The sequence below is a fragment of the Ectorhizobium quercum genome, assembly GCF_026552795.1.
Classification (GTDB): Bacteria; Pseudomonadota; Alphaproteobacteria; order Rhizobiales; family Rhizobiaceae; genus Ectorhizobium; species Ectorhizobium quercum.
On record NZ_JANFPI010000010.1, the window covers coordinates 91,692 to 109,293 of the forward strand.

General features: G+C 65.5%; 17 protein-coding genes. 9 read left to right on the top strand and 8 right to left on the bottom strand.

Annotation, left to right across the window (positions count from 1 at the left end; translation table 11 throughout):
- Positions 1-6: 6 nt before the first annotated feature.
- Both NOF55_RS21530 and fdhE read left to right on the top strand, forming a co-directional pair.
- Entirely contained in the window at positions 7-663 is a 657-nt protein-coding gene (locus NOF55_RS21530; RefSeq protein WP_306413186.1) for a formate dehydrogenase subunit gamma, read from the top strand.
- Complete coding sequence (fdhE, locus tag NOF55_RS21535) at positions 660-1,568, top strand: formate dehydrogenase accessory protein FdhE (RefSeq protein WP_306413187.1); 909 nt, start codon at positions 660-662, stop codon at positions 1,566-1,568. The genes NOF55_RS21530 and fdhE overlap by 4 nt, the downstream gene beginning before the upstream one ends.
- Before the next feature lie 9 nt (positions 1,569-1,577).
- Here fdhE and fdhD read toward each other — a convergent pair whose 3' ends face one another.
- Complete coding sequence (fdhD, locus tag NOF55_RS21540; RefSeq protein ID WP_306413188.1) at positions 1,578-2,381, bottom strand: formate dehydrogenase accessory sulfurtransferase FdhD; 804 nt, start codon at positions 2,379-2,381, stop codon at positions 1,578-1,580.
- 85 nt (positions 2,382-2,466) lie between these two features.
- The gene (locus NOF55_RS21545) at positions 2,467-3,081 is read right to left on the bottom strand and encodes an O-methyltransferase (RefSeq protein ID WP_306413245.1); all 615 of its coding nucleotides are present in this window, start codon (positions 3,079-3,081) and stop codon (positions 2,467-2,469) included.
- A 282-nt stretch (positions 3,082-3,363) separates the two neighbouring features.
- Between NOF55_RS21545 and NOF55_RS21550 the strand changes: the two genes are divergently transcribed.
- The 4 genes from NOF55_RS21550 to NOF55_RS21565 all read left to right on the top strand — a co-directional run bounded on the left by NOF55_RS21550 (position 3,364) and on the right by NOF55_RS21565 (position 6,658).
- Positions 3,364-4,608 (top strand): DUF3500 domain-containing protein, encoded by a 1,245-nt coding sequence (locus tag NOF55_RS21550; protein ID WP_306413189.1) that lies wholly within the window; start codon positions 3,364-3,366, stop codon positions 4,606-4,608.
- Positions 4,605-5,153, top strand: a complete 549-nt coding sequence (locus tag NOF55_RS21555; protein WP_306413190.1) for a hypothetical protein — start codon at positions 4,605-4,607, stop codon at positions 5,151-5,153. The genes NOF55_RS21550 and NOF55_RS21555 overlap by 4 nt, the downstream gene beginning before the upstream one ends.
- A gap of 132 nt (positions 5,154-5,285) precedes the next feature.
- Positions 5,286-5,666: an ArsR/SmtB family transcription factor gene (locus NOF55_RS21560; RefSeq protein WP_306413246.1), complete on the top strand. Its 381-nt coding sequence runs from the start codon at positions 5,286-5,288 to the stop codon at positions 5,664-5,666.
- Complete coding sequence (locus tag NOF55_RS21565) at positions 5,663-6,658, top strand: arsenic resistance protein (protein WP_306413191.1); 996 nt, start codon at positions 5,663-5,665, stop codon at positions 6,656-6,658. Before NOF55_RS21560 ends, NOF55_RS21565 begins: the two co-directional genes overlap by 4 nt.
- Here the strand turns inward: NOF55_RS21565 and NOF55_RS21570 are convergent.
- The 4 genes from NOF55_RS21570 to NOF55_RS21585 all read right to left on the bottom strand — a co-directional run bounded on the left by NOF55_RS21570 (position 6,630) and on the right by NOF55_RS21585 (position 12,736).
- Positions 6,630-9,827, bottom strand: coding sequence for an error-prone DNA polymerase (locus NOF55_RS21570; protein WP_306413192.1), 3,198 nt, complete (start codon positions 9,825-9,827; stop codon positions 6,630-6,632). The genes NOF55_RS21565 and NOF55_RS21570 overlap by 29 nt on opposite strands.
- Positions 9,824-11,344, bottom strand: a complete 1,521-nt coding sequence (locus NOF55_RS21575) for a Y-family DNA polymerase (RefSeq protein ID WP_306413193.1) — start codon at positions 11,342-11,344, stop codon at positions 9,824-9,826. The genes NOF55_RS21570 and NOF55_RS21575 overlap by 4 nt, the downstream gene beginning before the upstream one ends.
- Positions 11,256-12,020 (bottom strand): ImuA family protein, encoded by a 765-nt coding sequence (locus NOF55_RS21580; protein WP_306413194.1) that lies wholly within the window; start codon positions 12,018-12,020, stop codon positions 11,256-11,258. Before NOF55_RS21580 ends, NOF55_RS21575 begins: the two co-directional genes overlap by 89 nt.
- 311 nt (positions 12,021-12,331) lie before the next feature.
- Entirely contained in the window at positions 12,332-12,736 is a 405-nt protein-coding gene (locus NOF55_RS21585; RefSeq protein WP_306413195.1) for a winged helix-turn-helix transcriptional regulator, read from the bottom strand.
- 104 nt (positions 12,737-12,840) lie between these two features.
- Here NOF55_RS21585 and NOF55_RS21590 point away from each other — a divergent pair, with 104 nt between their 5' ends.
- The 3 genes from NOF55_RS21590 to NOF55_RS21600 all read left to right on the top strand — a co-directional run bounded on the left by NOF55_RS21590 (position 12,841) and on the right by NOF55_RS21600 (position 15,404).
- Positions 12,841-13,854 carry a zinc-binding alcohol dehydrogenase family protein gene (locus NOF55_RS21590; protein WP_306413196.1) on the top strand — a complete coding sequence of 338 codons (1,014 nt, stop codon included), beginning with the start codon at positions 12,841-12,843 and terminating at the stop codon, positions 13,852-13,854.
- Between the two features lie 159 nt (positions 13,855-14,013).
- Positions 14,014-14,415 carry a RidA family protein gene (locus NOF55_RS21595; RefSeq protein ID WP_306413197.1) on the top strand — a complete coding sequence of 134 codons (402 nt, stop codon included), beginning with the start codon at positions 14,014-14,016 and terminating at the stop codon, positions 14,413-14,415.
- A gap of 8 nt (positions 14,416-14,423) precedes the next feature.
- On the top strand, positions 14,424-15,404 hold the full coding sequence (locus tag NOF55_RS21600) for a D-2-hydroxyacid dehydrogenase (RefSeq protein ID WP_306413198.1): 981 nt from the start codon (positions 14,424-14,426) through the stop codon (positions 15,402-15,404).
- 38 nt (positions 15,405-15,442) lie between these two features.
- Here NOF55_RS21600 and NOF55_RS21605 read toward each other — a convergent pair whose 3' ends face one another.
- Together NOF55_RS21605 and NOF55_RS21610 are read right to left on the bottom strand one after the other, a co-directional pair.
- On the bottom strand, positions 15,443-16,555 hold the full coding sequence (locus tag NOF55_RS21605) for a mandelate racemase/muconate lactonizing enzyme family protein (protein WP_306413199.1): 1,113 nt from the start codon (positions 16,553-16,555) through the stop codon (positions 15,443-15,445).
- A gap of 88 nt (positions 16,556-16,643) precedes the next feature.
- Positions 16,644-17,363 carry a GntR family transcriptional regulator gene (locus NOF55_RS21610; protein WP_306413200.1) on the bottom strand — a complete coding sequence of 240 codons (720 nt, stop codon included), beginning with the start codon at positions 17,361-17,363 and terminating at the stop codon, positions 16,644-16,646.
- Between the last annotated feature and the right edge of the window lie 239 nt (positions 17,364-17,602).

A 17,602-nucleotide genomic window follows, 5' to 3' on the forward strand; every position in this document is an offset into this window, starting at 1 on the left:
GCGCGCATGGCTAAGAAGAACGACACGATCCTGCGCACGAAGTTCCCCGAGCGGCTCTGCCACTGGTTCCTCGTCATCTGCTTCTTCTTCACGGCGATGTCGGGATTGTCCTGGTTCTATCCGTCGCTGAGCTGGCTGAGCAACCTGCTCGGATCGCCGCAGCTTGCGCGCATCCTGCATCCCTTCCTCGGCATCATCGTATTTCTGGCGCTCTGCTTCATGCTGGTGCGCTTCGCCAAATATAATCTCTTCGCCAAAACGGACCTGATCTGGTTCCGCAACGTCAAGGACGTCATCCTGAACCGCCACGGCCAGAAATTGCAGATCGGCAAATACAATGCCGGCCAGAAGGTGCTGTTCTGGCTGATCATGGCCTCGATCCTCGTGCTCCTGGTCTCCGGCCTCATCATGTGGCGGGCCTATTTCGCCCATCTGTTCCCCATCTGGGTCCTGCGGCTGGCCATCCTCGCGCATTCGGTCTCCGGCATCGGCCTCATCCTGCTCATCCTCGGCCATATCTACCTGGCGCTGTGGGTGCGCGGCTCGATCACCGGCATGGTGACGGGCTATGTCTCGCGCGCCTGGGTGCGCCAGCATCACGACCGCTGGTATGACGAACTGGCGGCCCGGGAAGCTGCGGCGAAAACGGACCCGAAGCCATGAGCCGCAAAGGACAGGCCGCCGGCGCCGATCCGCGCCAAAGGGGGGATTTCTCCACGCTGCCGCCGGCCGTGCATTTCGATCCCGTGATCCTGCCGGATCTCGCCCAAGCCTATTATGCCCGCCGCGCCGCGCGCCTCCGCCAGCTTGGTGAGACGAGCGAACTGGCCGCCTATCTCGGCTTCGCGGCGGATATCACGGACGTGCAGGACGCGGCATCGGCGCTGGTGCCGGCGCACGAGGCGCGGGCCCTTCCAATCGATCCGGTTGCCGAGGCCGAAGGCGGCCTGTGGCTGCCGCTGCTCGATGCCCTCGTGGACGGTCTGCGCGCCCGCGTCACCGAAACGGTTCGCCCGCATCTCGACCACGTTGCGGAGATGAGCGGCGAAGCCCGCCGGCAGGCGGCCGCGGCGCTGGCCGGCGGCCGCTTCGCGGAGGTACCCGCAGAGGTGGCGCCCTTCGTCTGGGCCGCGTTCTCGATCTGGCTCCGCGCGCTCGCGGCAGGAGCCATACTGCCCTCGACCGGCGATGACGCCGCGGCCGAGCATGCGCAATGCCCGGTCTGCGGCATCGCGCCGGTGGCAAGCGTCATCCTGACAGGCGCACGGCAGGGCCTGCGCTATCTGCATTGCGCGCTCTGCGAGACGGACTGGCACATGGTGCGGGCCAAGTGCTCCAATTGCGGCGACGCCGGCAAGCTGGAATATCTGAGCTTCGAGACGGCGGAAGCATCAGTCCGCGCCGAATGCTGCGGCCATTGCAAGGGCTATCTGAAAGTGGTTTCGCTCGACCGCGACCACGCCGCCGACGTGGTTGCCGACGATCTGGCGACCCTCCCCCTCGACGCAGCCGTCGAGGAGGAAGGCTACCGGCGCACCGGCTTCAATCCCTTTGCCCTGCCAGGCTGAGCGCCCGGCTCAGCCTTCGTCGGCGACACGCTGCGGGTGGGTATAGACGCCGACCCGGTCGCCCTGACGCGCGACGAGCGTGATGCCGGCCTGTTCCGCCTGCCGGACCGCAAGCGCGGTGGGCGCGGATGGAGCGACGATCACGGGAGCGCCGACCATCGCCGCTTTCTGGACCAGATCCACCGACAGCCGCGAGGTCATCACGATGGCGCCGCCGCCAATCTCCGTACCGCTTCGCAGCAATGCCCCGACCAGCTTGTCGAGCGCGTTGTGACGCCCGACATCCTCGCGAATGCAGACGATGCCCTGCCCTTCGCGCCAGAAGCCGGCCGCATGGGTCGCGCGGGTCTTACCGTGCAGGACCTGATGCCCGCGCATCTCCTCCAGCGCCCGTGCCGGCGTCGACACGGCGATCCTGATCGTCTGCGAGGCGGAAGCCGCAGGCACGGCGCGCACCGCCTGCTCGATCGAATCGATGCCGCACAACCCGCATCCGACCGGCCCGAGCATGGCCCGCCGTCGCGCCGTGAAGCGGGCCGCCGTCTGGGTAGCCAGCCACGCCCGGGCTTCGTAACCGTCGTCATGCTCGACGATCTCGAGCGATTCGATTTCAGCCGGCTGAGCGATCAGGCCCTCGGTGATGGAAAAGCCGATCAGGAAATCCTCGAGGTCGAGCGGGCTCGCCATCATCACGGCCTGCGTCGTGCCGTTATAGGTCAGGGCGACCGGGACCTCGTCGGCGAGACAGACAGACCGGCTGTCGGCCGCCTGAACATAGACGAGGCCCGCCTCACTTCCCGTTCGTTGTGTCATTGCCCGTCCGTGTTCCGCCGCACTCTTCGCGCCGATAATATCGCATTTCAGCCTTTGCCCGCAATGAAGCCGCAGCGCGGAGGCATCATTCCGCCGGCAGCCTGCTGATCTCCATTCCCGTGCCGATGGGCAGAAGCACGCTGGCCATGCCCGGCACCGCGCGAACGGCCTGCACGTAGCGCTGTATCTCCGGGCCCCCGGGGCGCAGGATGTTGTCGGCGACGATCACCGCGCCCGGGCGAAGCTTCGGCAGCAGGACTTCGAGGCAGGGCGCATAGAGGTCTTTCCAGCAATCCAGAAACACCAGATCGGGCCTCTCTTCCATGCTGCCGATCAGTTCAAGCGCATTGCCGACCCGGAACGCCACCTGACCGGCCAGACCCGCCCGCCCGGCCATCTCCCGCGCATGGGCGGATTTGTAGCCATGCAGTTCCATGCTGACCAGCCGTCCGCCCGCAGCGCGCGCCGCCTCTGCCAGCCAGATGCTGGAATAGCCGAAGGACGTGCCGATCTCCAGAATGGTCGGCGCGCGCAACCCGCGCGCCAGCGTATTGAGGAACCGTCCCGTATCCGGGCCGATGGCGCGCATGCGCATATCCTGCCCGCCGTCGCGCCCGCCCGGCGCTTCCCGCGGCATGCCCCACTCTTCCTCCATCCGGGCATGGTAAAGGTTCAGCACGGCACGGACCTTCTCGTCCAGAGCGTGCTCCCCGACCGGACCCGCTGCTCCGGCAGTGGCGCTTACAGGGCTTTGATCGGTCATCGGCTGCGCTCCACGCTCCATGCGAAAGAGATCTGTATCCGTTGAAATTTGATCCGGCAAAAGATATGTCTCGATATATCGAAATCAAGAGGATGCCGCCCGATCCGCCGAAGCCTGCCGACCTCGCGTTCCGGCCAGTCCTCTCTGGCCGAAGACAGCGGAAAAGGCCTGCCGCTGACGCAGCAAGGCGGACTCGCACCGTCGGGGAGAATGAAGATCATGGGTCGCAGCGCGCTTTTCGCCTCGGTGCTATTCCTGACGCTGGCAGGCCTTGCGCCTGCCGTGGCGCAAACGCCCGCTGATGCGGTGGAGCAGCAGATGGCCGCAGGCCGGACACATGCAATCGTCGAGGCCGCGGACGCCTTTCTCGCAACGCTGGAGGAGGCGCAGCGCGCCAGGGTGCAGTTCCCCTTCGACCCGACGACCAGACCGGCCGCCGCACAATTCGCGCGGCAGGGCGGTCTGGGCGGCCCCGGCGGGCCGGATGCGCCCGGCGGACGGCCGCCCCGCGGAGAACGCTCCGAAAGCGCCCGCGGCGAGCGGGGAACCGGCGACCGGCAAGGCAACAGGCCGGGCGGCGGCAGGCCCATGCCCGGCTTCGTGGGCGAGCAATACGGCGCGGCGGTCTGGTCCAACTATCCGGCCAGCGACGTCCCCCGTCCCGGCCTTCCTCTCGGCGAGATGACCGGGGAACAGCGCGCCGCAGCGCTGCACCTTCTGGAAACGGTGCTCAGCCCCGAGGGCTACCGGAAGGTCATCGAGATCATGGGCTCCGACCAGGTCCTGCACGAAGGCGGCACCAATTACGCCTCGGGAACCGACCACTATACGCTCGGCCTGTTCGGCACCCCGGGCACGACCGAGGCGTGGATGCTGCAATTCGGCGCGCATCACCTCGGCCTGAACGTGGTCGTCAAGGGTGCGCAAGGCGTGATCACGCCGACGCTGACCGGCGCGCAACCCGCCGTCTATACCGATCCGGACGGCAAAACCGTGCGGGCTCTGGCGGGAGAGAACGACAAGGCCTTCGCGCTGCTCGGCGCACTCGACGGGGAGCAGCGCGGCAAGGCGATCCTCGACTATGCCGTTCGCGATCTGGTCTTCGGCCCCGGCCACAGCGGCGAGACGATCGTGCCCGAGGGATTGCAGGCCTCGGAAATGACGGCTCAACAGCAAGCCATGCTGCTGGACCTGATCCGCGAATGGGCGGGGATCGTCAATGCGGATTATGCCGCACCGCGCATGGCCGAAATCGAGGCGGGGCTCGCCGAGACGTGGTTCGCCTGGAGCGGCCCGACCACGCATGAACCGGGACGGAACGGCTCGTCCTACTACCGCATTCAGGGGCCGAAGCTGATCATCGAATTCTCGCCGCAGGGTGTCGGAGGCGATCCGACCATGCACGTCCACACCGTCTATCGCGACCCGACGAACGATTACGGACAGGGGTTCACCGCACCATGACCGCGCAGCGGCTCCTGCTTGCCGCGGTCCTGCTTGCGCTGGCCGTTCCCGCTCGGGCGCACCGGCTGGACGAATATCTCCAGGCCGCGACGGTCGCCGTGGCGCGGGAGCGGGTGGAACTGCATCTGCGTCTGACGCCCGGCGCCGAGGTGGCCGATGCCGTCATCGCACGCATCGACCGCGACAGCGACGGAACCCTGTCGCAGGCGGAATGGGACGGATATGCCGCCGCCATCCAGACGGACCTGTCGCTGGAAGCCGACGGCAGCACCCTGCCTCTGCGGCTGACCCGCGCCCAATTCGCCGATATCGGCCAGGTGAAGGAAGGCGAGGCCGCCATCCTGCTGGATTTCGCGGCGGATCTGCCGCCCGCCAGCGGCCCCCGCAGCCTGACCTTCGAAAACCGGCATCAGGGCGGCATCGCCGTCTACATGGTCAATGCGCTTGCCCCGCGCGATCCCGGCATCCGCATCCTTCGCCAGCATCGCAGCCCGGACCAGTCTTCCTGGCGGCTGGATTTCGTGACGGAACGCCCGGTGCATTGAAGGCGGCCCCTCGCCGCCGCCGAGCATTCACCCGGAACTCACCCCGGAGCGGACGCGACGGTTTCCCGGGACTTGAAGGCAGCCGGTTTTCCGGTTATCAAATTTCAATATTCATTGAAGTATTGAAACATGATGGACGAAAAATCGGCTCTTGCCGCCTTCGCGGCGATCTCTCAGGAAACCCGGCTCCGGATCGTCCGGCTGCTCGTGGTTGCCGGGGCGGACGGCATGGCTGCCGGCGTCATTGCCGAGGCGCTCGGCGGAGCGCCGCCTTCGCGCGTGTCGTTTCACCTCAGCCACCTCGAACATGCCGGCCTGGTCGAAAGCCGCCGCGCGGGGCGGTCGATCATCTACAGCGCCCTTTTCCCGGCGCTGTCCGACCTCGTCGCCTTCCTGATGCACGACTGCTGTCAGGGCCATTGCGCTTGGTGCGATCAGGCCATCGCCCTGTTCGCCAGATGCGAGGGGCGTCCGACCGACATTCACACCGCAGCCGGCGGACAGGACCGATGACAAGAGACAATCTGGAACGCAATCAGGTATGGGTCTATCTCGCCGCCATTCTCCTCGGTCTGGCGACCGGCAGCGCCGTGCCCGGTCTGGCGCCGGTGTTCGAACTGCTGCTCTGGCCGGGGCTGGCGCTGCTGCTCTATGCGACCTTCACGCAGGTCCGGCTCGACCAGCTTCCAGCCGCATTCAGGGACGGATCGTTCATCTTCGCCGCCCTGATCGGAAATTTCGTCGTGCTGCCGGTGCTGGTATGGGGCGTCCTGATGCTTGTCCCGGATGATCCGGCGATCCGGCTGGGGCTGCTGCTGGTCCTGCTCGTGCCTTGCACCGACTGGTTCATCACCTTCGCCCATCAGGCCGGCGGCGATCTTCGCCGCGCCATCGCCATCACGCCGGCGCTGCTGGTCGTCCAGATGCTGCTCCTGCCGGTCTATCTCTGGCTGTTCATGGGCGAGGGCTTCGCCGAGATCGTCTCGGCCGGTCGCATGGTCACGGTGTTCGCCGTGGTCATCGTCCTGCCGCTCGCCCTCGCGTGGCTGACCGAGCGATGGGCCGGGGAAAGGCCGGCCCGCGCCGCGCTGGTCGAAAGGATCGGCTGGTTTCCGGTTCCGCTTCTGGCGGTCGTGCTGTTCCTGATCGCCGCCTCGCAGGTCGAGGCGGTGGCGGAGTCGCTGCCGGTGATGGGCAAGATCTTCATCGCCTGCGTCGCCTTCCTGATCGGAGGCGTGATCTGCGGCCTGCTGATCGGCAAGGCGTTCAAACTGCCGGTTCCGCAGGCGCGAACGCTCGTGTTCACGCTGACGACCCGCAACTCCTTCGTCGTCCTGCCCTTCGCCCTCGCCCTGCCCGCCACCTGGGAAATGGCGGCCATCGTCATCGTCTTCCAGTCGCTGATCGAACTCTTCGGAATGCTGGCGCTCCTCTGGCTCGTCCCCCGAAAGCTGCTGCCGGCATCCCGATCGAACGTCAGCGGAACTCCCGGGCTTTCACCCTGATCCTGTCGAGGGGGAGAGGAACCTCCCCGCTCCTTTCCTGCGAACCGGCAAGGCCGGCCTCGCGCGCACCCACGCTGGCAAGTTCGTGCGTCAGGTCGACAAGCTCGCGGGCCACGATATGAACGACATCGCCTTCCCGCTGGATACGACCCTTGACGCCGATCATGCCCGCGCCAAGCACGGTGCGGCGATATCGCTCCAGCATTCGCGGCCAGACGACGATATTGGCAATGCCGGTCTCGTCCTCGACGGTCAGGAAGACGACACCTTTGGCCGAACCGGGACGCTGGCGCACGAGAACGAGACCGGCGGTCTCGACCCACCGCCGGTCGCGCGCGGCAACGGCCTCGGCACAGGTCACGATGCGCCGGCGGGCAAGATCCGCCCGCAGGAAGGAAAGGGGATGCTGGCGCAGCGTCAGCCCGACATGGCCGTAATCCTCGACCACCTCGCCTCCGGCCGGCATCGACCGGAGAGCGACGGCAGGCTCGGCCTGCTCGGCAATCGGCCCGGTCTCCCGCGCCGCCGCGGCGGCGAAGAGCGGCAGGGGTTCGTCGCGCAGCGCCTTGATCGCCCAGAGGGCCTCGCGCCGCGCCAGACGGAGCGAAGGAAAGAAGGCATCCGCCCTGGCCAGCGCGACCAGCGCCCCGACCGGGAGAGCCGCCCGCTGCCAGAGATCGTCGACGCACGCATAAGGATGATCGGCCCGGGCCGCGACCAGCCGGGCCGCATCGCCGTTCGCCAGTCCCCTGACCATGCGCAGCCCGAGCCGCACGGCATGGCGGCCATCCTTGCCGTCGCAGGGCTCCAGCGTGCAATCCCACCGGGAGGCATTGACGCAGACGGGCCGGACCTCGACGCCATGCTGCTGCGCATCGCGGACGATTTGCGCCGGCGCATAGAAGCCCATCGGCTGGCTGTTGAGCAATGCGGCGCAGAAGACGTCCGGATGCCAGCATTTCACCCAGGAGGAAGCATAGGCGACCAGGGCGAAGCTGGCGGCATGGCTTTCCGGGAAGCCGTAGCTTCCAAACCCCTCCAATTGCTTGAATATCTTCTCGGCGAACTCCGCTTCGTAGCCATTGCCGACCATTCCGTCGATCAGCTTCCGGCCGAACGACGAGATGGTGCCGGTATGCTTGAACGTCGCCATCGCCCGGCGAAGCTGGTCGGCCTCGCCGGGAGTGAAGCCGGCACAGGTGATCGCGACCTTCATCGCCTGTTCCTGAAACAGCGGCACGCCGAGCGTCTTTCGAAGGATCGCTGCAAGCTCCGGCGTCGGATAATCGACCTTCTCCTTGCCTTCGCGCCGGCGGAGATAGGGATGCACCATGTCGCCCTGAATAGGCCCAGGCCGGACGATGGCAACCTGAATGACCAGATCGTATAAGGTCTCCGGCTTCAGTCGCGGCAACATGCTCATCTGCGCGCGGCTCTCGATCTGGAAAGTGCCGAGCGTATCGGCCCGCTTTATCATCGCATAGGTGGATGGATCGTCCGGCGGGATGCCGAAAAGGTCCAGATCCTCCCCCTTGTGCTCCGACAGCAGATCGAAGGCGCGCCGCATGCAGGTCAGCATGCCGAGCGCCAGGACGTCGACCTTCATGAATTTCAGGATGTCGATGTCGTCCTTGTCCCACTCGATGACCTGACGGTCGGCCATCGCCGCAGGCTCGATCGGCACCAGTTCATCCAGGCGGTCCCGGGTCAGCACGAAGCCGCCCGGATGCTGGCTCAAATGCCTCGGCGTGCCGACGAGTTGGCCGGCAAGCTCCAGCGTCAGCCGCAGGCGGCGGTCGTCCATGTTGAGGCCAAGGCCCTCGGTATGCCGCGCCTCCACGCTTTCGGACCAGCCCCAGACCTGCGAGGACAGCGATCTGGTCAGGTCCTCGGGCAGGCCCATTGCCTTGCCGACGTCGCGTAGCGCCCCCCGGGCGCGATAGCGGATCACCGTGGAGCAGAGCGCTGCGCGGTCGCGGCCATAGGTGTCGTAGACCCACTGGATCACCTCCTCGCGCCGCTCGTGCTCGAAATCCACGTCGATGTCCGGCGGCTCGCGCCGCTCCTCGGAGACGAAGCGCTCGAACAGCAAGTCGTTGTGTTCGGGATCGATGGCGGTGATCCCGAGCATATAGCAGACGGCCGAATTGGCGGACGATCCCCGGCCCTGGCAAAGAATCCGTTCCGACCGGGCAAAGGCGACGATCGCGTTCACCGTGAGGAAGTAGGGCGCGTAGTCGAGCTTCTCGATCAGCCGCAGCTCATGTTCGAGATTGGTGCGCACCTTATCCGGCAGACCGTGCGGGTAACGTTTCGCCGCCCCCTCCCAGGTCAGCTTTTCCAGCGTTTGTTGCGGGGTCAGGTCGGGATAGAGCCGTTCCTCCGGATACTGGTAGGCCAGATCGTCGAGACTGAAAGTGCAGCGGTCCATGATCTCGACGGTGCGGGCCAGCGCTTCCGGGTAGCGAAGGAAGAGCCGGTGCATTTCTTCAGGCGGCTTCAGATAGCGGTCGGCGAAGCGTTCGCGGCGATGGCCAAGCGCGTCGATGGTAACATTGTGGCGAATGGCGGTGACGACATCCTGAAGGATGCGCCGCTCCGGCGCATGAAACAGAACGTCGTTGGTGACGATGGCGGGAACCTGCGCCGCCGCCGCCATGCCCGCCAGTTCATGCAGGCGAAGCTGGTCGTTCGGACGGCGGCGGAGCGTCAGCGCCATGTAGGCGCGGTCGCCGAAACACGCGCGCAGCCGCCGGAGACGAAGCGCGCAGATGTCGTCGGCCACGTCCGGCACGAGGACGGCGATCAGTCCCTCACCATAGGCCATGAGATCCGGCCATTCGAGATGGCACTTCGCCTTGCCGCCCCGCCGCTTGCCGAGCGAAAGAAGACGGCAGAGCCGGCCATAGGCGGGCCGGTCGGCCGGATAGACGAGAACGGATGCGCCGTCGGCGAGATCGAGCCGGCAGCCGACGATCAGCCGGACGCCGGTCTCCTTTGCCGCCTGATGCGCCCGCACGATGCCCGCCAGGGAATTCCTGTCGACGACGGCCAGCGCCTCGATGCCCAGTTCTTTCGCCTTCTCGAACAGTTCCTCGCAGGACGACGCGCCGCGCAGGAAGGAAAAATGGCTCGTCACCTGCAATTCGGCATACCGTGGATCGCTCATCCGAAGACCCCGTGCAGGAACCAGTCATGCGAACCGGTTGCCGTATCCTCGCCGTCGCCGGCGCGGAAGATCCAGTAGCGCTCGCCGGTTTCGTCCTCGACCCGGAAATAGTCGCGAACGGCGTTCCTTTCCCCATCGCGTTTCCACCATTCGCCGAAGATGCGTTCGGGACCATCGGCATGGCGCACGCGCCGGCGCACCCCGCGCCAGACGAAAAACACCGGCGGATGGTCGGGCAGAAGCGCCATCGTCTCGATGGGTTCGGGTCTGGGCAGAAGCCGCGGCGGCCGCGGCCATGCGCCGCTCCAGCCTGACCCCGTTTGCGGCGACAGGGCCGGAACGCGGACGGCGGAGCGCTCCGGCACATCGCTGGCGACCGGCGCGTAACGATAAATGCGGCACTCTCCGACGCGGTTGGCCAGCACATCGACCAGATCGGAAACATCCGGCTCCGCCTCCTCGATCAGCGAGGAGATCGTCTGCCGGTGTTCCAAGGCTTCCGTGGCCGACGCCACGAGGGTCATGGTCTCGATCCCGAAACCGGGATCCACCTTTTCGATCCGGTCGCAGAGAAGCCGGTTCAGCCGCCGCGCGTCGCGAACCGGTTGCGCCAGGCCGACACGCATGGCCTGCATGGAAGCGTCAACCCGCGTGAACAGGAGGTCGAGCCGCCGCGCGCCGAGGCCCCTGGTTTCCAGATCGGCACAAAGCGCGGCGACGAGCCTGCCGATAAAGCGGCCGATGGTCTCCGGCGCCCCGATCGGCTCCCCGAACACGCGCCGCGCCTGCGGCAGCTCCGGGGAGCGGACAGGTTCGATCGGTTCCGCCGACTGGCCGAGCGCCTCATCGATCCGGCGGCCGATATCCGGGCCGAAACGAAGCGTGAGCGGCGCGCGGGGCTGGTCGAGCAGGTCGCCGATCCGCTCGAAGCCGAGCGTCCGCAAACCCGCGACCGTCCGCGCATCGAGGCGCAGCGCGGCAAGCGGCAAACGCCGGAGCAGGGGCACGGTCTGGCCACTGGGGACGACCACCGTGGCCTTGTCGATGAACCGGGCGAAGGCATGGGCCGCACCGCGCGTATCGGCAATCGCCGCCCTCGCCTCGATGCCGGCCGCGGCGAACCGCTGGACCATCGCGGTGAGCATGACGGCCTCTCCGCCATGCAGATGGTCGGCGCCCGTCGTGTCGATCACCAGACCGTCCGGCGGATCGGCCATGACGATGGGAGAGAAACGCAGCGCCCACAGCGCCAGCCGTTCCAGCGCCGCCTCATCGCCCCGTTTATCCGCGTCCATGACGACAAGGCCGGGAACCAGCGCCTGCGCCTTGGCGAGCGCCATGCCGACCGACAGGCCGAGGGCCTGCGCTTGGGCGTCGATGGCCGTCACGGCACGGCGGCGGCCATCGCGACCGATGAGCACCAGCGGTTTATCGGCCGGCAGCATGGCGTCGCCCGATTGCCGTCGCAGGCGGTCGGTCGGCCATCGGGGCAGGTAAAGCGATACGACCCTCATCATCACATGCCTCCACTTCCAGATCGAAACTTTCCCCTGCCCGCGCCCGCACCAGTTCCAGCAGCCAGCGTGCCCGCCCGATGCCCGGCACGGGAAGCGGCGACGAGGGCAGCACCGAGATGCGCCAGCGCGTCGAGCTGGCCGTCGGCTGGCCGAAGGCCGCCGCCTCGCTCCGGCATCGCCATCGGCGGATGACGATGCCGACCGCGCCGGATCGTTCGGCGGCGAGTTGCAGCCGGCGCGAGGCCGTCATCGACAGGCGCGCGACCTCGGCGACAGCCGCGCCGATGCCGCCGTGACGCAAGCCTTCCTCGAAACAGGCAAGAAGCATCTTTTCGTCGCCGGCTTCCACATGGATGACCCGGCCGGCATCGAGACCGGCCTGGGCCAGCGCCGGGGCGAAAAGATCCGGCCGGGTCACGCACCACAGCACCTTGCCGCGGGTGCGGGCAGCAATGCCGGCTGCGAAGACCGCAGCCGCCGCCCCGTCGACGGCCGCATTGCCGCCGCCGGCCACCTCGTGCAGCGCGCCGAGCGCCAGCCCTCCCCCCGGAAGCTTTCTGTCGATCTCGGGAATACCGAAGGGCAGGACCTGGCGGGCGCGCACCGGTCCGTTTTCGAGGCGCCCGATGCGCTCCCGAAGCGCGGCGATGACGGGCATGGCGGCAGTCTCGGACATTCGGAAAACGGTTCCCTTTCGGGGTTTGCGGTGGGATTTACACTTTTATGTTCCCTTTTTGTTCCTATCACACCAAAGAGTCAATCGGGGTGCCACGCCGGGAAGGCCGGCGAGCAGCGGAACGGGCCAAGGCATTGAGACGATTCCAATAATCCGATCAACGGGATGCGGCAGCGTCAAAAAGCGGGGATTTTTTCTTGGCGCGCACAGGAAACGGGTGGCCGCAGCCGGTCTGGAACAGCGTAACGATCATCCGCCCCAAGCGTTTGTGATGGCGCGGTGCCCGAAGGACAAACCCCAGCCCCCTCCCGTCAGGCGCCCGCCTGCCCGGCCGCCCCGGCAGGTTCCGGCACACGCGGATCGAAGCCCTCCGGTTTCCCGTACAATCCGATGTTGGTGTCGCCCCAGGTTTTCAGGGCCAGAAGGATCGGCTCCATGCTGCGCCCGAGCGGCGAAAGGCTGTATTCCACCTTCGGCGGCACCTGCGCATAAACCTTGCGCTCGATCAGCCCATCCGCCTCCAGCTCGCGCAACTGGTTGGTGAGCATGCGTGGCGTGACATTGGCGATATGGCGGCGAATTTCGTTGAACCGCAGCGTGCCGGACAGGAGATGGAACAGGATCACCGATTTCCATTTTCCGTCGATGAGACCGATCGCCGCCTCCACCGAACATCCGGGGCTACAGTCGAAACGGGAGTGACGAGCCTTCGCCATGACAGTATCCTTTTTGATACTATATGCTTTCATTGTACGTATTGCACTTTTGGAAGCATAAGACGATCCTTCACCCATATCAACGTAGAACAGGGAGCGAAGACATGAAAGCGATCGGATACAGGCAGGCGGGCGCAATCGACAGGGACGATGCGCTGGTCGACATAGACGTGGGCCGGCCGGCCCCGACGGGGCGGGACATTCTGGTCGAAGTGAAGGCCATCTCCGTCAATCCCGTCGACACCAAGGTTCGCCGCAGCGCCTCGCCGCCGGCGGGGGAATGGAAGATCCTCGGCTGGGATGCCGTCGGCACGGTCGTCGAAACCGGCCCCGACGTCAGCGGCTTCAGGCCGGGCGACGAGGTGTTCTACGCCGGCTCGATCACCCGTCCCGGCGCCAACAGTCAGTTCCATCTCGTCGACGAGCGCATCGTCGGCCACAAGCCGAAATCGCTCTCGAACGCCGAGGCGGCGGCGCTGCCGCTCACGGCGATCACGGCCTGGGAAATGCTGTTCGACCGGCTCGACATCCGCAGGCCCGTGCCCGGCGCAGCCAATGCCGTTCTCATCGTCGGCGGCGCGGGCGGCGTCGGTTCGATCGCCATCCAGCTCGCCCGCGCCCTGACGGACGTGACGGTCATCGCCACCGCGTCGCGGCCGGAAACGCAGGCCTGGGTGCAGGACCTCGGCGCGCATCATGTGGTCGATCACAGCAAGCCGATCGCCGAACAGATCACCGCCCTCGGCATCGGCGCACCGGCCTTCGTCTTCTCCACCACCGAGACCCATCGCCATCTGACGGAGATCGTCGAGCTGATCGCGCCGCAGGGGCGCTTCGGCCTGATCGACGACCCCGACAGCCTCGATGTCATGCCTTTCAAGCGCAAGGCCGTTTCCACGCACTGGGAGCTGATGTTCACGCGGCCGATCTTCCAGACGCCGGACATGGACGAGCAGGGCAAGCTGCTCGACGAACTGTCCCGCCTGATCGATACGGGAAAAATCCGCACGACGCTGACCGACACCCTCAGCCCGATCAACGCGGCCAATCTCAAAAAGGCCCATGCCCTTCTGGAAAGCGGGAAAACGAGGGGCAAGATCGTGCTCGAGACGTTTTAAAGCCCCCGCCGGCACCGGGCCGGTGTCGGCAATCCGGTCTCTGCCCATGCCTGCCTCCAGTGATGGCAGGCGGGGCGTGCGGCGCGGCCAATTCACTTGACAATCTCAAGACCCTGTGGCCCATGAATTGTATTTTCGTATACAAAAATGGAGAGCCGCATGCATCAGATCGTCAACTACCCCGGTCATCCTCCGGAATCGAAGCCTCTGGGTCCGGCCCCTTTAAGCCCGGCCCTGAGGAGCGGTAACGTCCTTTATCTTTCCGGTCAGGTCGGAATCAATCCCGACACGGCCCGGATCGTCGGGCCGGGATTTGCCGAACAGGCGCATCAGGCTCTGAGGAATGTCCGTTCCCTGGTCGAGAATGCCGGCTTTTCGATGGGGGATGTGATCAAGATCACCGTCTTCCTGACCCGGCTGGAGGATTTTGCCGAACTCAATGCCATCTACCGGGAATATTTCTCCGAGCCCTATCCGACCCGCTCGACGGTCGGCGTCTCGCTTCAGCCTTCGTCGCTGCTGATCGAGATCGAAGGCGTCGCCATCCGGCGCGGGGCATGAGGATCGGCATGTCCACCAATCTTCGCGTTCTCGTCACGAACGCCCCCTCCCAGGAGCCTGCCCTTCGGATCGACGGCGATGCCGTGGCCACCCGGTGCAAGGCGCTCGGCGTCGAAGCCGAAATCACCGTCTGCGACGATCCTCTTGCGCTCGAACGGTTCGCCGGAGCCGCCGACGTCATCTTCACCAATCACAAATTCGATATCGGCCGCGTCAGGAAGGCATCCCCCCGCCTGAAGTGGGTCCAGGTCATATCCGCCGGCGTGGAAGCCTATCTGAAGACCTTGCCGGAAGGTGTGATCCTGACCAACGCATCGGGCGTTCACGCGGAAAAAGGCGCCGAATTCATTCTGACGTCGGTTCTGATGCTGAATTACCGCATTCCCTTCTTCACCTCGCGCAAGGTGCAGCGCACATGGCAGCCGGTGTTCGAATCCGTCGCGCACGGCAAGGTCGCGACCATCCTCGGCGTCGGCGCCATTGGCGGCGCGGCGGTTCCCCTGCTGCGGGCGCGCGGCATCAGGGTGATCGGCGTCACCAGCCGGGGCGAGACGGACGCTCCGGTCGATGAATGCATCGCCCTCGACGCCCTCGACACAGTCCTGCCGGGAACGGATTTCCTCGTCTCGACCCTGCCGCTGACCCCGGCGACGGAAGGCCGTATCGGCGCCGAGCAGTTCGACCTCATGCCGCGGGGCGCCGGTGTCGTCGTCGTCGGAAGGGCGAAGGTGCTGGATTACGGGGCGCTGGCGGCACGTCTCGAAAGCGGCCACCTCGGCGGAGCGGTGCTCGACGTGTTTCCGGAGGAACCGGTGGCCGAAAGCGATGCGATCTGGTCGATGCCGAACCTTGTCATGACGCCCCATTGCAGCGTGGACGACCATGCGGGCTATATCGACAGATGCCTCGACATTTTCGGGGAGAACCTGCGCCGTTTCCAGGCGGGCGATCCGCTGCTCAACGTCGTGTCGCCGGACCGGGGATATTGAACGGGCGGCCGGCGGGTTCCGCCGGCCGCTTTCGCCGGTCAGCGAACGAGATATTTCTCGATGATCGCCGGGTCCGGTTCCACGCCGAGGCCGGGCTCGGTCGGCAGGTGGGCGTAGCCGTCCCTGATCAGAACCGGGTTGCGCGCCAACTTGCGGGCGATTTCGTTCGGCTCCACACAATATTCCATGACGAGCGCGTTTTCGGTCGCGCAGAGGAAGTGCAGGGAGGCCGCCGTATTGATGTCGGTGGTGAAATTGTGGTTGCAGACCTTGCGGCCACGGCTCATGGCATAATCCGCAATCCGGACGGCCTGGGTGAAACCGGTGCGCGTCAGGTCGATCTGCACGACATCGACGCCGCCTTCGTCGATCAGGCGCTCGAACCCGGCAACGCTGCACTCCTCCTCACCGGCTGCGATATATTGCGAGCAGGCCTTCGAAACCTGTCCGTAGCCGGCATAATTGTCGGGATGCAGCGGTTCCTCTATCCAGAACAGGCGGTAGGGTTCGAACAGCGACGCACGGCGGATCGTGGTCTTGGCGTCCCAGGCATGGCCCACATCGAGCATGAAGTCGTTGTCGTCGCCGATCGCCTTGCGGACGGCCTCGACATAGGCGATATCCGTGCGCTCGTCGCGGCCGAACGGTTCCCAACCGAACTTGACGCCCGTATGGCCGGTGTCGATTGCCACCCTGGCGCGCTCCACCGTCGCCTCGATCGTGAACTGGAACATGTTCGAGGAGTAGACCCGCATCCTGTCGCGGAACGCGCCGCCGAGCAGGGTCGAAATCGGCTGCCCGAGCGCCTTGCCCTTGATGTCCCAAAGGGCGATGTCGATCCCCGCCATCGCCTGGAGCGTGGCACCGGCGCGGCCGTAGAAAATCGTCGCCCGATGCATCAGAGACCACAACCGGCCCGTATCGAGAGGATTCTCGCCGATCAGCAAACGCTTCAGGCCCGTCACCATCGTATGCGAATAGGGCGCGTCGACGATCGCTTGCACGACGGACGGGCATCCGTCGACCTCCCCCCAGCCGACGATGCCGGCATCCGTGCTGATGCGGATCAGAAGCGTATCCTGCGAACTGTCCGTCCGGTTCTCGATGTTCGGCAGTTTCAGATAGAATGTTTCAACATCGGTGATTTTCATGCGGGTACCCTCATATTCGGATCCCGACATTCGCATATCGTATTATTATATACAATCTATGCGCAGAAAAATTTTACTCGCCGCAGGATCAACCGGTCATGGCCGCCTTTCGGGCCCGCCGTTCTTCGATGATCGCCGCGAAATCGAGCCCGGCCGGCTGGTCCAGCGCATGTTCGCGCACCGCCGCCTCGGTGGCCGCGATGTGGCCGCTCGAAAAGATCGTGAGAAGTGTGCGGTGCTCCTCGATGATCTCGTCCATGCTCTTGCCGAAGGTGGAGAGACCGAAGATGACGGTGAGCTGCCGCGCGATCGACTGCCAGAGGGTCAGCAGGACGGGATTGTCGGAAAGCTCGCAGAGGATCCGGTGGAACTGGGTGTCGGCACTGGCAAAACCGTAGGCGTCGTTGCGGTCGCGCATCAGGGTCAGTTCGTTGAGCGCGGCTTCCAGCCGGGCGAGATGGCGCCCTTTATAGTGGCCTTTTTCAATGGCGCGCCGGGCTGCGTGGCTTTCCAGGGTTGCCCGGACGTCGAGGACATTGTCGAGCGTGGCCTTGTCTATCTGCATCAGGCGTATGCCCTTGTAGGGTTCGTTGGTGACGACCCCCTGGCTCTCCAGAACCCGCAACGCCTCGCGGATCGGCACGCGGCTCATGTTGAGCAATTCGCTCAGTTCCTTTTCGGTCAGACGCTCGCCGGGCAGGATGAGGCCTCTCGCCGCCGCCGACATGATCACGTCAAGGGCGTGATCGACCAGCGTCCTCGGCCGTTCCGGTTGCCACTGCTCCACGTTCAGGGGTTGGTCCGCCACTTTCAATCTCCGCATCACTTCCATCATCAGGACATATCCTGAAATCATATCCAAAAATACAAGTGACGACCGGATATCGGACAAAAATTTCGCTGAATTAAGCGGCACTTCTGCATTTCGTCCAATAGACAGGCAATCACGCTTGACATTCGTATAATAGTATACAAAATGACGATGAGCAAATCGAATGCTCTGTCGGGACGCAACCGGACGCGCATTGCGCCGCCGAGACAAATGGA